The sequence below is a fragment of the Aeromonas sp. 602200 genome (assembly GCF_049173895.1).
In the GTDB taxonomy this organism is placed as follows: domain Bacteria; phylum Pseudomonadota; class Gammaproteobacteria; order Enterobacterales; family Aeromonadaceae; genus Aeromonas; species Aeromonas veronii_A.
In genome coordinates this window covers 663813-677681 of the sequence record NZ_JAAKSL010000001.1, presented here as the reverse complement: position 1 = coordinate 677681, position 13869 = coordinate 663813, and the positions used below count along the sequence as shown (strand labels likewise).

Annotated in this window: 14 protein-coding genes; 7 read left to right on the top strand and 7 right to left on the bottom strand. The window is 50.3% G+C overall.

Features of this window, described 5'->3' with window-relative positions; translation table 11 throughout:
• The first annotated feature begins 1 nt into the window (after position 1).
• From G5221_RS02905 to G5221_RS02885, 5 genes are all read left to right on the top strand, one after another.
• Positions 2-703, top strand: a complete 702-nt coding sequence (locus G5221_RS02905) for a WbqC family protein (RefSeq protein ID WP_421262782.1) — start codon at positions 2-4, stop codon at positions 701-703.
• An 11-nt stretch (positions 704-714) separates the two neighbouring features.
• Positions 715-1668, top strand: a complete 954-nt coding sequence (locus tag G5221_RS02900; protein ID WP_216953974.1) for a radical SAM/SPASM domain-containing protein — start codon at positions 715-717, stop codon at positions 1666-1668.
• On the top strand, positions 1665-2804 hold the full coding sequence (rffA, locus tag G5221_RS02895; protein ID WP_421262781.1) for a dTDP-4-amino-4,6-dideoxygalactose transaminase: 1140 nt from the start codon (positions 1665-1667) through the stop codon (positions 2802-2804). The genes G5221_RS02900 and rffA overlap by 4 nt, the downstream gene beginning before the upstream one ends.
• Positions 2805-2965: 161 nt before the next feature.
• Entirely contained in the window at positions 2966-3991 is a 1026-nt protein-coding gene (locus tag G5221_RS02890; protein ID WP_421223472.1) for an NAD-dependent epimerase, read from the top strand.
• Positions 3991-5157: a nucleotide sugar dehydrogenase gene (locus G5221_RS02885; protein ID WP_421262780.1), complete on the top strand. Its 1167-nt coding sequence runs from the start codon at positions 3991-3993 to the stop codon at positions 5155-5157. Before G5221_RS02890 ends, G5221_RS02885 begins: the two co-directional genes overlap by 1 nt.
• Here the strand turns inward: G5221_RS02885 and pseC are convergent.
• The 7 genes from pseC to suhB form a co-directional block, all read right to left on the bottom strand.
• On the bottom strand, positions 5154-6275 hold the full coding sequence (gene pseC / locus G5221_RS02880) for a UDP-4-amino-4,6-dideoxy-N-acetyl-beta-L-altrosamine transaminase (RefSeq protein ID WP_317113586.1): 1122 nt from the start codon (positions 6273-6275) through the stop codon (positions 5154-5156). The genes G5221_RS02885 and pseC overlap by 4 nt on opposite strands.
• Positions 6272-7276: a UDP-N-acetylglucosamine 4,6-dehydratase (inverting) gene (gene pseB, locus G5221_RS02875; RefSeq protein WP_421262779.1), complete on the bottom strand. Its 1005-nt coding sequence runs from the start codon at positions 7274-7276 to the stop codon at positions 6272-6274. The genes pseC and pseB overlap by 4 nt, the downstream gene beginning before the upstream one ends.
• Before the next feature lie 156 nt (positions 7277-7432).
• Complete coding sequence (locus tag G5221_RS02870; protein WP_421262778.1) at positions 7433-8278, bottom strand: cobalamin-binding protein; 846 nt, start codon at positions 8276-8278, stop codon at positions 7433-7435.
• On the bottom strand, positions 8271-9233 hold the full coding sequence (locus G5221_RS02865) for a cobalamin biosynthesis protein CobD/CbiB (RefSeq protein ID WP_421262777.1): 963 nt from the start codon (positions 9231-9233) through the stop codon (positions 8271-8273). Before G5221_RS02865 ends, G5221_RS02870 begins: the two co-directional genes overlap by 8 nt.
• Entirely contained in the window at positions 9230-9922 is a 693-nt protein-coding gene (gene mtnN / locus G5221_RS02860) for a 5'-methylthioadenosine/S-adenosylhomocysteine nucleosidase (RefSeq protein WP_021230869.1), read from the bottom strand. Before mtnN ends, G5221_RS02865 begins: the two co-directional genes overlap by 4 nt.
• A 169-nt stretch (positions 9923-10091) precedes the next feature.
• Positions 10092-11024, bottom strand: a complete 933-nt coding sequence (locus G5221_RS02855) for a ZIP family metal transporter (RefSeq protein ID WP_421262776.1) — start codon at positions 11022-11024, stop codon at positions 10092-10094.
• A 322-nt stretch (positions 11025-11346) separates the two neighbouring features.
• On the bottom strand, positions 11347-12150 hold the full coding sequence (gene suhB, locus G5221_RS02850) for an inositol-1-monophosphatase (protein ID WP_005352992.1): 804 nt from the start codon (positions 12148-12150) through the stop codon (positions 11347-11349).
• A 199-nt stretch (positions 12151-12349) separates the two neighbouring features.
• Between suhB and G5221_RS02845 the strand changes: the two genes are divergently transcribed.
• Together G5221_RS02845 and G5221_RS02840 are read left to right on the top strand one after the other, a co-directional pair.
• Entirely contained in the window at positions 12350-12805 is a 456-nt protein-coding gene (locus G5221_RS02845) for a hypothetical protein (RefSeq protein ID WP_421262775.1), read from the top strand.
• Positions 12806-12973: 168 nt separating this feature from the next.
• Positions 12974-13636 (top strand): glutathione S-transferase family protein, encoded by a 663-nt coding sequence (locus G5221_RS02840; protein ID WP_421262774.1) that lies wholly within the window; start codon positions 12974-12976, stop codon positions 13634-13636.
• Positions 13637-13869 lie beyond the last annotated feature (233 nt).

The window sequence follows — 13869 nt, the reverse complement described above, 5'->3', positions numbered from 1 at the left end:
CTTGCATAAAAAGATAGCAATCATTCAATCTAATTATATTCCTTGGATAGGCTACTTTGATATTATAAACAGGGTGGACGAATTTATATTTCTTGATTCTGTCCAGTATACAACAAGAGATTGGCGTAACCGCAATAGGATTATGACCACACAGGGTGCTGTATGGTTAACAATACCCGTATGTCATGTTGATAGAAATCAGAAAATATCATCCACAAAAGTTGTCGATAATCTATGGTGTCAGAAGCATTTTTCTATAATTAAAGAGCGATACAAAAAGGCGCTTTTTTTTGATAGATATATAGGTGAAATTAAATCATGGTATGAAGATGCACGTGAATTTGAGTATATCTCTGATATAAATATCATGTTTATTAAAAAAATCATGCATTTATTAGGGATCACCACCCCCATCTTTACGGATAGTCATTACTTGAATGGGGGGGGATTTAGCGATGCAACGGAAAGACTGATCGTCATTGCTGAAAGAGCTGATGCAAGTATTTATTTTTCTGGGCCGGCGGCAAAAAATTATTTAGATATCGGGCGCTTTGAAGAAAGGGGTATCGGTGTTGCCTGGATGGAATATCCTGAATATGCTCGCTATCCCCAGAACGGACCTGGTTTTGATTGCCGCGTCAGTATTATCGATGCTTTATTATGTGCTGGCGGTGATTTTGTTCATAGCGAACTAAATTATTAGTAGGAGGACTCATGGCGAAATATGGTTTCTATGATCGACTGTCATCGGAGTTTCCATCACAGGTCATTGTAGATATTGCTGAAATTTGTAATTTAAGATGCATACATTGTCCACACCCTCAATTTAAAGAGTCTGAACATTATTCCGCAAGATTGTTAGACCCTGAACTAAACAAGAAGCTGATCGATGATATAAGAGACAATAGCGACGGACATTGCCAGTATATACGATATACCAGCAATGGTGAGCCACTTATGCATCCACATGCACATGAAATGATCCAGTATGCTGTCGAGCATAGTGGCACGTTTGTCACGTTAACCACTAATGGTACAGTTCTTAATGAGAAAAAACTAAAACAGTTATTAGAAAGTGGCCTTCATATGATTGATGTCAGCATTGATGCCTTTAACGATGAGACTTATGCGAAGATTCGTGGCGGGCGTCTTGAGCAAGTGCGACGTAATATAATTAGAATGATCGAACATATCAAGACAGGGCAATACAGAACTCGTATTGTTGTGAGTTTTATTCGTCAGGCAGGAAATGAAGATGAGGTAGATGATTTTTCTCTTTTTTGGAAAAATCAGGGAGCTGATGAAGTGCTGATCAGGAATTTACATTCGGCGGCAGGTATGTTGGCTCAAGGGGAAGCTCATTCCCATGAGTCAAGGCGCCCATGCTTATATCCATGGGAGCGTTTGACCCTGGATCCAAAAGGTGAGCTTTCTTTTTGCCCGACAGATTGGGCGTATGCATCCAGTTTCATTGATTACAGGAAGACAACGCTAAAAACTGCTTGGCAGGGAGCATTTTTAAACGAACTGCGAGAGGCTCATCTTAATAACGATTTCAAATGCCATACTTTTTGTGGGCAATGTCCTGATTGGAGACTGACAACATGGCCTGATTCAGGAAGAAGTTATGCAAATCTTGTCAGTGACATTAAGGTTATTATGAAATGAAATCATATCGCAATTGGATACCATATAATCGCCCCAATAATATTGGCCATATCACTGAAAGTGATGGAGAATGTTTAGGTATCGGTGTTAATAAAAAAAAATGTGAGGAACTATTACACGATATATATAATGCAAGGCGAGTTTTTTTAACGCCATCCTGTAGTGCATCTTTGGAGATGGCAGCTTTAGCGATGGATTTGCAGCCAGGGGATGAGGTAATACTGCCAAGCTTTACATTTGTTACCTCTGCAAGTGCTTTTGCCTTAAGGGGCGCAAAATTAGTATTTGTCGATATCAGGCCAGACACTTTGAATATAAATGAGCAGCTTATTGAAGAGGCTATTACAGTTAGAACGAAAGCCGTAGTGGTTGTTCACTATGCCGGTGTTGCATCAGAAATGTCTTCTATAGTCGATATATGCAATCGCTATAATCTTGTATTGGTTGAAGATGCTGCACAAAGTATCATGTCAACATATAAAGGACGGCCACTTGGTTCAATTGGTCAATTTGGCTGCGTCAGCTTTCATCATACTAAAAATATTCATGCCGGTGGTGAGGGCGGGGCTTTTTTAGTAAACGAAGATAAGTACCATGGTATATGTGAAATCATTCAGGAGAAAGGAACTGATCGTTCAAGGTTTTTGCGTGGAGAGGTTGATAGATATACATGGAAAATTTTATCATCTAGTTATGTAATGTCAGAGGTTCAAGCTGTAGTCTTGTTGCAGCAATTACAAAACGCGAGAGAAATTACGAATGCTAGATTAAAAAAATGGCTTTTTTATCATACATGTTTATCTGAGTTGGCTAATGCTGGAGTGCTCACACTTCCTGCCGTTCCGGCACATGTTGAGCATAATGCTCATATATATCATATAAGAACAAGATCCCCTGACGAACAACAGGGATTATTTAAATTCATGCGCAATCTTAATGTGGAAGTTACCTCACACTTTGTACCTCTGCATTCTAGTCCGGCTGGTATTCGATATGGTAGATTTCATGGCGATGATATAAATACCACAGCGGTTTCTAGAATGCTGTTACGTTTACCTTTACATGCAAGCCTGACTGAGTCGGAGCAAGTATTCATTATTGATGCGGTCAGACACTTTTTTGTAGTCAATAATTAAAGCTAATCATAAATTTAAATGAATTAGATGCATTTTATTAATGATCTTATAAATATTCATAAGTTATAATATTTGTAATATACATATGGATATTGGCACTCAGTAAGATAATGATTTCACCTTAGCGTATAACCAAAAGCAATTTTTAACAGGTATGTCGTATGAAATATTTTGTAACTGGTGCAGCGGGATTTATCGGTGCGAAGGTGTGCGAACTACTGTGCTTGAAAGGGTATCAGGTTATAGGTATTGATAACCTAAATGATTACTATGAGGTATCTCTTAAATTAAGTAGACTTGAACAGTTAACTCCATTTTCTAACTTCAAGTTTGTAAAAATGGATGTCTCTGATAGAAAATCTATCCTGACTCTTTTTTCCAAAGAGAAGTTTGACAGAGTAATTCATCTTGCCGCTCAAGCCGGTGTTCGCCATTCAATGGAGTCTCCCTTTTCTTATATTGATAGCAACGTAGACGGATTTTTGGCAATTCTGGAAGGTTGTCGTCATCATCATATTGAGCATCTTGTTTATGCATCTTCTAGCTCCGTATATGGAATGAATGAGGAAATGCCATTTAGAGTGAGTGAACCCACTGACCATCCTATTTCGTTATATGCAGCGACAAAAAAAATGAATGAGCTGATGGCGCACACATATTCTCATTTGTATGGTATCCCAACCACAGGATTGCGTTTTTTCACAGTTTATGGTCCGTGGGGACGGCCGGATATGGCATTATTTAAATTTACTAAATGTATGCTGTCTGGACAGCCAATAGATGTATATAACAATGGTCTGTTAAGCCGAGATTTCACATATATAGATGACATTGCTGAAGGTGTGATCCGGGTAGCGGACGTGATACCGGTTGAAAATTCTGCCTGGCGTTGCGCAACTGGTTCTCCAGCTGATAGCAGTGCCCCTTATCGTGTATTTAACATTGGTAATGGTAGGCCGATTAAAATAGTTGATTTTATTCAATCTCTCGAGCAAGCGCTGGGGGTTAAAGCTATAAAAAATATGATGCCCATGCAGTCGGGTGATGTTTATGCGACATGGGCGGATACTGAGGATTTATTTGCTACTATTTCATATCGCCCATCAATGAAGATAGAACAGGGCATACAGAATTTTGTTGAATGGTATCGCTCTTATTATCAATTTTTGGATGTGAAGGTTCAATAATGAAAATTGCTGTTGTCGGTATAGGTTACGTAGGTTTGTCTAATGCAATATTGTTAGCTCAGAACCATCATGTTGTTGCATTTGATGTCAATCCAGAAAAAGTGTCCATGATTAACAGGCGACAATCTCCAATTATTGATTCTGATATCGATCTGTTCTTTAAACAACGGACTTTGGATCTTACCGCAACCTTGAATAAATCAACCGCTTACGAACATGCTGACTATATTATAATTGCGACGCCCACTAATTATGATCCTGATACAAATTGCTTTGATACTGCGTCGGTAGAGTCAGTTATTTTTGATATTATGGAAATTAATCCTGAGGCAGTAATTGTAATCAAGTCTACTGTTCCTGTTGGTTTTACCTCTAAAATGCGGATGACTCATAATTACGAGAATATTTTCTTTTCCCCCGAGTTTTTACGTGAAGGGAGAGCATTATATGATAACCTTTATCCATCACGTGTTATAGTCGGGGCAACAAGTGAATATGCACGAACATTTTCTAGACTTATGATTGATGGGGCAATAGAAAAAAATGTGCCAGTCATTTTTACTGAAAGCACGGAAGCAGAGGCAGTAAAATTATTTGCTAACACATATCTGGCGATGCGAATCGCGTTTTTTAATGAGTTGGATACATATGCCCAAATAAATAATCTAGAAACAAAGGATATTATTGATGGTGTTTGCCTTGATCCTCGTATTGGCCACTATTATAACAATCCATCTTTTGGTTATGGAGGCTATTGTCTGCCAAAAGACACCAAGCAGCTTTTTGCAAATTTCAACCAAGTGCCCAGTAACTTGATTAGAGCTATAGTTGATGCTAATACAACGAGAAAAGATTTTATAGCTGATACAGTCATCGCGACTAATCCTAAACGAGTGGGTATTTATCGACTAGTTATGAAGGCTGGCTCGGATAATTTTAGAGCATCGGCAATACAAGGAGTCATGAAAAGAATAAAGGCGAAGGGTATTGAGGTTGTTGTTTATGAACCATCCTTAATGGAACCTTATTTCTTTAGGTCAAAAGTCATCACTGAAGTATCCGAATTTAAAGGTATGTGTGACATTATACTTGCCAATCGAATGAGTCCTGAATTGGTCGATGTGATTGATAAGGTCTATACACGCGATATTTTTGGCTACGACTAAAGCAGACTGCATATTTTCAATTGCTGTGCGTTTGTCAAACCAGGAAAGAGTGGCAAGGTCATTGCTCCTGCGTAATATTGCTCTGTAGAGGGCAGAGGAGTTTGAGTCCACTTTTGATACCAAGGTTGTTTGTAAATAGGTATATAGTGCACGTTGGCGCCGATATCCTGTTTGCGTAACGTTTGGAAGAGCGCACTGCGTTGTTCAGGGGCTACATGGTGAACATAGAGATGGAAGGCACTACGCCGCTCGCTGTTGAAATATCGAGGTAGCTGTTGTGGTGCCAGTCTTTCGAAGTAGTACCGGGCAATCTTGTTACGCGTGTTAATCCATGTCTCCAGATTGGCCATCTGGCTCAGCCCTAGTGCGGCTTGTATATCGGTTATCCGGTAGTTGAAGCCAAGCATCTGTTGCTCATAGTACCAAGGGCCGTCCGGTTCATTGATAAAGTCTTCCGGTTCACGGGTGATGCCATGGCTGCGGAGCATGCACATCGTCTTGGCAAGCGCAGGGTCGTTGGTCATGGCCATTCCCCCTTCACCTGTGGTGATGATCTTCACCGGGTGGAAGCTGAAGACGGTGATGTCGCTGTAGCGGCCGTTGCCGGTGGGTTCATCGTGATAGCGAGCCCCCAAGGCGTGACAGGCATCCTCGATGATCCGAAAGCCATACTCTTGCCCTAGGCGGTGGATCTCCTGCATATCGCAGGGGAGGCCGGCAAAGTGCACCGGTATTACTACCTTGGGTAGTTTCCCTTCCGCCTTGGCAGCAATCAGCTTCCTCTCCAGTTCCACTGCGCACATGTTGCCGGTATCTGGCTCAATGTCGACGAAGTCGACTTGTGCACCGCAATAGAGAGCGCAATTGGCTGATGCCACGAAGCTGATGGGGGATGTCCAGACCCAATCACCGTGGCCGACGCCCAGCGCCAGACAGGCAATGTGCAATGCTGCAGTACCTGAATTGACCGCCACCCCAAATTTAGCTCCACAGTAGTCGGCAACCGCTTGCTCGAAGCTTGGAACGACTGGCCCTTGGGTCAGGAAGTCGGACTTGAGAACTTCCACGACAGCATCGATATCTGCCTGGCTGATAGATTGACGGCCGTAGGGGATCATTCTGCTACCTTGCACTGGTTCATCTTCTGTAGCTGTTCAATGGAGAAAAAGTCAGGGTTGCTTCGAGAGTTGTATTCAAATCCCTGCTCGACCATCTTTCCTTTTTCGCCTGCAGCTGTCTTTGAGAAGTCGTTGTTGCGATTATTGAAGTTGATGGTTGGACCGATCACAAAAAAGTTATCGAACTCGAAGGTGTGATAAGAGTCATCGGCAGGGCACATCACTTCATGGAGCTTCTCTCCCGGGCGAATGCCGATGATCTTGTGTGGCAGGTACGGTGCCATGGCACTGGCCAAATCTGTGATGCGAACAGATGGCAATTTGGGAACGAATATTTCCCCCCCCTTCATCCGCCCAAAATTATCCAGAACGAAATCCACCCCTTGTTGCAAGGTGATCCAGAAACGAGTCATCTCTTCATGGGTGATGGGCAAGGCGTCAATACCCTGATCAATCAGCTTTTGGAAGAAGGGAACAACAGAACCGCGGGAACCAACAACGTTGCCGTACCGAACGACTGCAAAACGGGTGGGGTCTTGCCCCGCAATGTTGTTGGCCGCCACGAAGAGTTTGTCTGATGCCAGCTTGGTGGCGCCATAGAGATTGATCGGGTTGGCGGCTTTGTCAGTTGAGAGGGCGATAACCTTTTTGACTTGATTGAGCAAGGCTGCCTGGATGACATTCTCAGCACCATGGATATTGGTTTTGATGCACTCCATGGGGTTGTATTCAGCGGCTGGAACCTGTTTCAGTGCTGCTGCATGAACCACGTAATCGACGCCACGCATTGCCATGGTAAGCCGGTTGGCGTCTCGGACATCACCGATAAAATAGCGCATGCAGGGGTCGTTAAACTCCTGCTGCATCTCGAACTGTTTCAGTTCGTCACGAGAATAGATGATGAGCCGTTTCGGCTTATAACGTTCCAGTACTGTCTTGACCAATCGTTGGCCAAACGAGCCGGTGCCACCTGTGATCAGTAGCGTTTTATCGTTGAACATTGTGGGCATCTCGTCATAAAAACAGTAGATGAATCATATGCTAGCAAATAAAGTACCAGCTTTTTTGGCAAAGAGTGTGATCCATTCACAAAAACAGTTTCAAAGATTTGGGCGCACCCAGACCACCTCGGATTGGCTCGCATCAGTAGAGCTTTATCAAGATGTGCTGGAGCTCTGCGTGCTTAGCTGAATAGCCTGGCAAACCTCTTCAACCCCATTGAGGGCTCTCGGGGTGAAGCGGTGTAGTTCATCCGAGTTGATCAAATCGAGTCGCTGGTGCTGCACCGCATCGAGATTGGGCCACTTTTGCCAGTGATTCAGGGCGTCAGGATCTTGACTCCCCGCCAGGATCAGCGTGGGGTTCGCTTTGATCACCTGTTCCATGTCCACTTGAGGGTAGGGGGTCTTGGCATTTGCCATGACGTTGACCCCGCCGCAGAGTTCGATGGCCTGAGCCGGCCAGGCATTGCCACTGACGCTGGTGAGCGGTGGGTACCAGAGCTGGTAGAACACCTTGACGCCGGTTGATTGTCCATAACGCTGTTGCAGCTCATGCAGGCGCGCCAGATAGCGATCGGCGGCCTCGTTGGCACTCTTTTCCACACCCAGCAATTTGCCCAGGGCCCGCATCTCGGTGGCCAGCGAGGCAAAATCGGTGGGCTCTGAGTAGAAAATCGGGATTCCCAGTTGTTCCAGCGGTGCCAGCATTCGTGACTGGGCCGAGCGCCAGCCGAGGATCAAGTCCGGCTTTTGTGCCAGCAGGGCCTCGACATTGATGCTGCGATAATTGGCCACCTTGGGCTTGGTTTTCACTTCGGCGGGATAGTCTGAGGCATCATCAACGGCCACCAGTTTGTCACCGGCACCGATGTCGTAAAGCAGTTCGGTAAGATGGGGTACCACGCTCACCACCCGGCTCGGAGTCGCGGCAAACAGTACGCCGGGCAACCAGGCCAGCAGCGCGCAGGGCAGCCAAGTCGGCAATCGCAGCCATCTATCCATGAAATAACCCCGCTATCGTGACAACCAGCGCCAGTATCAACCAGCCCCAGCCGCATCCTTGCAGAATGTTGAGCACCTTGCGCGGAGTCTCGCTATCTGGCTCAGCACCTGTGCCGATGACTGGCCAGCGCTGGAGAGCCCCCTGATAGTAGCGAGGGCCACCAAGGCGGATCCGGCACTTGTCTACCAGCAGGGTGAGCAGCATCCCCATGGCGGGATAGGGCCAGAGCGCGCCACTTCGCAGCAACTGCGCTGCCTGCTTGAGACGGCTTGCCAGCAGTGGCAGCCCCAGCAACAAAATGACGGGGGCATTGAGCCCCTGATAGAGGGTGCTGGCGGCGCGACCAAAATGGTCGAAGGCGGGCTCTTTGCGACTCCAGCTCAGGTTCATCAGCTGCACCAGCCGCCAGAGCAGGGCGCCCTGTACGCCAGCCAGGGCAAATCCCAGCAGCGGGCCAGCCCATTGGCCCACCAGGCGCAGGGCGCAGCTCTCCGTCACTGCTTTGGCGAGCCCCATGGTCGAGAGTTTACCGGTCTCCCGCTTGAGCCAGGGGGCAGACTGCAATCTCGCCAGCGGCAGGGTCTCCTGGGTGGCGAGCGAGCGGGTGGCATGGGCGAGTTCGCGTAGTGGGCGGGATTCGAGCATCAGCAGCAGGAACAGCAGGTCGAAGACCGGCTCGCTCAGGGCCAGATTGCGAAGCGACCAGAGCCCGGCTGCGCAGGGGAGCCAGACTACCAGCATTGCTAGCAGGCCGGCCTGCATTTGCTGGCCGGGTGAACCATCGGGTCTGTGTACCTTGTGCCCCAGCCGTGTCAGCAGGGGCGTGACGGCCGAAAGACGCAGATGGGATGGCCACGGGATCACCGCCTCCAGCAGGGCAGCACCTACCAGAATGGCCGCCGTCGTCGAGAGGAGGGCGTCGGCCATCAAATCAAGCGAGCCGGTCTCGATCACAGCTTGCCGAGCATCTTGATGATCACTTCGGCGGAGTGCTTGCCGGCCACTTCGATGAAGGCATCGAAGGATTCAACCTGTTCCTTGCCGGCGATATCGGACATGGCGCGCACCACCAGATAGGGCACTTTGAACATGTGGCACACCTGACCGATGGCGGCACCTTCCATCTCGACCGCCAGCATCTGCGGGAAGTCGGCGCGAGCCTTGGCGATGGCGTCCGGTTTGCACATGAACTGATCGCCGGTGCAGATAAGGCCAACCTTGGTTTGGTGCTTGCCCTGCTCGGCGATGCAATCCTGAGCGACCGCGATGAGTTTCTCGTCGCAGGGGAAGGCGGCGGGTTGCTGCGCCATCTGGCCCATCTCGTAACCAAAGGCGGTCACGTCGACATCGTGGAAACGCATCTCGCTGGCGATCACCACATCACCGATATGCAGGTCTTGGGCAAAGCCGCCCGCAGAGCCGGTATTGATGACGCAGTCGGGGGCAAATTTTTCCAGCAGCAGGCTGGTGGCCACGCTGGCGGCGACCTTACCGATACCGGAGCGGGTCAGGATCACCTCTTTGCCTGCCAGCTCCCCTTGATAGAACTCGCAGCCGCCCAGTTGCAGGGTGGTGGGGTTGCTCATCTGGCTGCGCAGCAGGGCCACTTCTTGCTCCATGGCGCCGATAATACCTACTTTCATTGCTGACCTCGTCTTGATAGCCGTGTGGCTGAATTTAAGTTGCTGTAGATCATAACAAAAGATGGCGTCGGCGCCGAGAGGCACAAGCGAAAGGAGAGATGAAGCGCGGCGCTCCATATGGGAGCGCCGCAGGTGACAAAAAGCATTGATGAGGGAGGGGCTAGTGTCTTTAGCCGAGCGCGGTATCGAGGGTCATCATCAGGGCAAAGCCCGCCATCAGGCCGAGGGTGGCATAGGTCTGGTGACCGTTGCGGTGAGTCTCAGGGATAACCTCGTGCGAGACCACAAACAGCATGGCGCCGGCGGCGAGCCCAAGTCCGATGGGGTAGGCGATGGCAAGGCCGCTGGAGAGCCCGACCCCGAGCAGGGCGCCAACCGGTTCGAGCAGGCCGCTGGCGATGGCAACCAGCACCGCCACCGAAGGGCGAAAACCGGCGGCGCACATGGCCAGCGCCACCGCCAGTCCTTCGGGAATATCCTGCAGTGCGATGGCGGTGGTGAGCGGCAGCCCCACCGACATATCCCCCTGCGAGAAGCTGACCCCAATGGCCATCCCCTCCGGCAGGTTGTGCAGGGCGATGGCAAAGACGAACAGCCAGACCCGGGAGCAGCTCTCATGGCCGGGGCCGCAGGGGCCGGTTTTGTCATGCTCGTGGGGGGTGAACTGATCCAGCCCCAGCATCAACAGCACCCCGAGGGTCATGCCGACTACCACTACGGCGGCGGCACTAAAGCCGTTGCCGGTGATCCCCTCGGCAGCCTCCAGCCCCGGTAGCAGCAGGGAGAAGGCGCTGGCCGCCAGCATCATGCCTGCGGCAAAGCCGAGCATGGTGTCCTCCACTTTTTGCGGTACCGAGCGTAGAAACAGAGCGGGCAGGGCGCCGATGGCGGTGGCGGCAAACCCGGCGGCACCACCTATCAGGCCATAGCGCACGCCGCTGGTCACCTCGCCGCTAGCGAGCATGATGAGACTCTGCAACAGCAGCAACAAGACGGCAGCCAGCGCGATAAAGAGGCCGAGAGCAGTGAGCGGGCGGCTTTGCATCTGGCTGCGCAGTTGCTGTGACCAGGATAACGGAGGAAGAGCTGAGAGATGGTCCATGGCATGACCTCAAGGTGTGCAAAGTGGATGGTGGCATTACATCCACTTGGCCGCCCCTTGTCCATGCCTGCAAGGCGATTGCCGCTATCTGAAAATCTGGAAAGAGTTTATCCAGGCAACCACATGGGAACTCTTATCGGTAGCCAAAGGCGGGGGGCAAGAGGGGTTGTCTGCAAATGGCTGAAGTGGATGTTGAGAGGCAAGTGGGGATGCATCGCGAACTCTTTTAAATCAGCTGTAGATGTCTGCCTTGGTGTTCGGATAACAGATACAAGAAAACCGGCTTGCGCCGGTTTTGTTATCTGTCTGCTCGAAGGCTGGCTTATTTCGCCAGGGACTCCGGCAGCTCTTCACGGATCTTGCCGAGCATCTCTTTCAGGACACGCGGGTTGGCAACCACGATGTTGCCGGAGTTTTCGTAGTTGTGACCACCTACGAAGTCGGTGACGATGGCGCCAGCTTCTTTGGCCAGCAGTTCACCGGCAGCGGTGTCCCAGGGCTTGAGGCCGATCTCCCAGAAACCGTCGACGCGACCGGCAGCCACGTAGGCCAGATCCAGTGCGGCAGAGCCGGAGCGACGGATGTCGGCACATTCGATGAACATGCTCTGGAACATCTTCAGGTAGGACTCGATGTGGTGCTTTTGCTTGTAGGGGAAACCGGTCGCCAGCACGGTGCCAGCCAGCTCTTTGGCTTTGCCGACACGAATGCGGTAGCCGTTCAGCTGGGCGCCGCTACCACGGGTAGCAGTAAACAGCTCGTCACGGATGGGATCGTAAACAACGGCTTGTTCAGTCTTGCCCTTGACACGCAGGGCGATGGAGACGGCAAAGTGCGGAATGCCTTTGACCAGGTTGGTCGTGCCATCCAGTGGGTCAATGATCCATTGATAGTCCGGATTGGTACCGGCAATCTCACCAGACTCTTCAGCAACAATGCTGTGCTCCGGGTAAGATTTTTTGATGGTGTGAATGATGGCCGCTTCGGCTTCACGGTCAACGTTGGTCACGAAGTCATTGCTGCCTTTTTGGATAGCCTCAATGTTCTCGGGCTGGGAGAAGGCTTTTACTACAACTTGACCGGCGTTGCGCGCAGCGCGCACGGCGATATTCAGCATCGGATGCATAGGTTCACCACTGGATGTTAAAGAACGGGGGATAACAGGACGCGGTATGATACCAGTATTTTGTGCGATGGCAACTGTTATCCCCCTACGACTAATTGATTGCGACTGCCAGATCTGACGGCTCCAATATAGACCAGATCTGCGCTAGTCTTATCCCAGCAGCCGGATACAGGCTGTCATGAGCATAGGGATATGAGCCATGAATTTGTCATTAGTGAGTCAGAACGTGTCTGCGGCCAGCGAGGGACTGTTGGCCATCTTGCGGTCATCACCCGAGTATGGTGATCACTTTGCCCACATCACCGTGACCCCCCTTGCCCAGTGGCAACCGGCCAAGACGGAGGCGGCGATCCTGCTGATCGACGGCGATGCGCCCTGGCAGGATGCCGGATTTACCCGGGGAGAGGATGAGACGATCGGTTTGCCGGTCTTGCCGTTGCTGATCCGCAAGGGAGACAAGGAGCTGACGGTCTGTGGGCCGGATGTGCGTGACCCCCGTTTCTATTTTGTCTCAAACGGCATCGTGCTGGATGAGTCTGAGCTGGCCGAGCCTGCCTGCAGCCGGGTGCTGCTGCGCAAACTGGAGTCTTACTTCCCGTTGCTTTCCCGCCTGATCATGCTGCGCCAGCGCAAGCCGGTCGCCATGATCAACTAATATCTACCATTGCCAGAGCGCACCAGCGGCGCACCGTGGCCTTGTTTGGCATACGGTGCGCCGCTTTTTAATGGTCTGGAGCCGGTCACTTGTTGCAAGATGAGGCGGCTATGGTGTTGTACCCTGTTCCAACCGTGCAATCTGGCTATGACCAACAAGGAGTGAATCATGATCGACTTTTACACCGCCGCGACCCCCAATGGTTTCAAAGTGGCGATCGCCCTCGAAGAGCTGGGTTTGCTCTATCGGGTCATTCCTCTCGATCTTTCGGCGCTAGATCAGAAGAAGCCCGAGTTTCTCGCCATCAACCCAAATGGCCGTATTCCGGCTATCGTCGATCGGGATAACGACGATTTCGCCGTATTCGAGTCGGGGGCCATCCTCATCTATCTGGCGGAGAAAGCAGGCAAGTTGCTGCCCGCTGATCCTAAACGCCGCTCTCAGGCCATCCAGTGGCTGATGTTCCAGATGGGCGGGGTAGGACCCATGATGGGGCAAGCCAACGTCTTCTACCGCTACTTCCCCGAGAAGATCCCCGCCGCTATCGAACGCTACCAGAAGGAGGGGCGCCGCCTGTTCGAGGTGCTCGACAGCCATCTGGCCCATCATGAATATCTGGCGGACGAGTACAGCATCGCCGACATTGCCACCTGGCCCTGGGTGCGTATTTATGACTGGAGCGGCATCTCCATCGAGGGATTGCCCCATTTGCAAGCCTGGCTGGAACGCATGGCAGAGAAACCTGCCTGCCAGAAGGGGATCACCATACCGCCACGCAAGGAGCAGCCGGATGAGCTGATCAAGCAGGCGCAGCAGATGGTAACACGTTGATTTTTAACTACTGACGGGGCGTGTCGCCCCGTAATATTAGAAAAACTAAGGCAAGCCGATTATAAAGATTCGTTCGTTTTTTGTGAGCTGAATCACTATGATGCCCCCATACCACCAAGCGTCCTGTGCGGTGGCTTGGCGGGCTCCCCGCCTACTGTTTCCAACACTGTTTTTGATTGCATCACAGCCTCTGTGATCAGATTCCTCTGGGCCATTTTGTGCCAGAGGGGCGG

What these genes read in the sequence shown, in the direction of transcription:
- G5221_RS02900 (WP_216953974.1), top strand. Translation starts at nt 715, where the DNA reads ATGGCGAAATATGGTTTCTATGATCGACTGTCATCGGAGTTTCCATCA.
- rffA (WP_421262781.1), top strand. Translation starts at nt 1,665, where the DNA reads ATGAAATCATATCGCAATTGGATACCATATAATCGCCCCAATAATATT.
- G5221_RS02890 (WP_421223472.1), top strand. Translation starts at nt 2,966, where the DNA reads ATGAAATATTTTGTAACTGGTGCAGCGGGATTTATCGGTGCGAAGGTG.
- G5221_RS02885 (WP_421262780.1), top strand. Translation starts at nt 3,991, where the DNA reads ATGAAAATTGCTGTTGTCGGTATAGGTTACGTAGGTTTGTCTAATGCA.
- pseC (WP_317113586.1), bottom strand. Translation starts at nt 6,275, where the DNA reads ATGATCCCCTACGGCCGTCAATCTATCAGCCAGGCAGATATCGATGCT.
- pseB (WP_421262779.1), bottom strand. Translation starts at nt 7,276, where the DNA reads ATGTTCAACGATAAAACGCTACTGATCACAGGTGGCACCGGCTCGTTT.
- G5221_RS02870 (WP_421262778.1), bottom strand. Translation starts at nt 8,278, where the DNA reads ATGGATAGATGGCTGCGATTGCCGACTTGGCTGCCCTGCGCGCTGCTG.
- mtnN (WP_021230869.1), bottom strand. Translation starts at nt 9,922, where the DNA reads ATGAAAGTAGGTATTATCGGCGCCATGGAGCAAGAAGTGGCCCTGCTG.
- G5221_RS02855 (WP_421262776.1), bottom strand. Translation starts at nt 11,024, where the DNA reads ATGGACCATCTCTCAGCTCTTCCTCCGTTATCCTGGTCACAGCAACTG.
- suhB (WP_005352992.1), bottom strand. Translation starts at nt 12,150, where the DNA reads ATGCATCCGATGCTGAATATCGCCGTGCGCGCTGCGCGCAACGCCGGT.
- G5221_RS02845 (WP_421262775.1), top strand. Translation starts at nt 12,350, where the DNA reads ATGAATTTGTCATTAGTGAGTCAGAACGTGTCTGCGGCCAGCGAGGGA.
- G5221_RS02840 (WP_421262774.1), top strand. Translation starts at nt 12,974, where the DNA reads ATGATCGACTTTTACACCGCCGCGACCCCCAATGGTTTCAAAGTGGCG.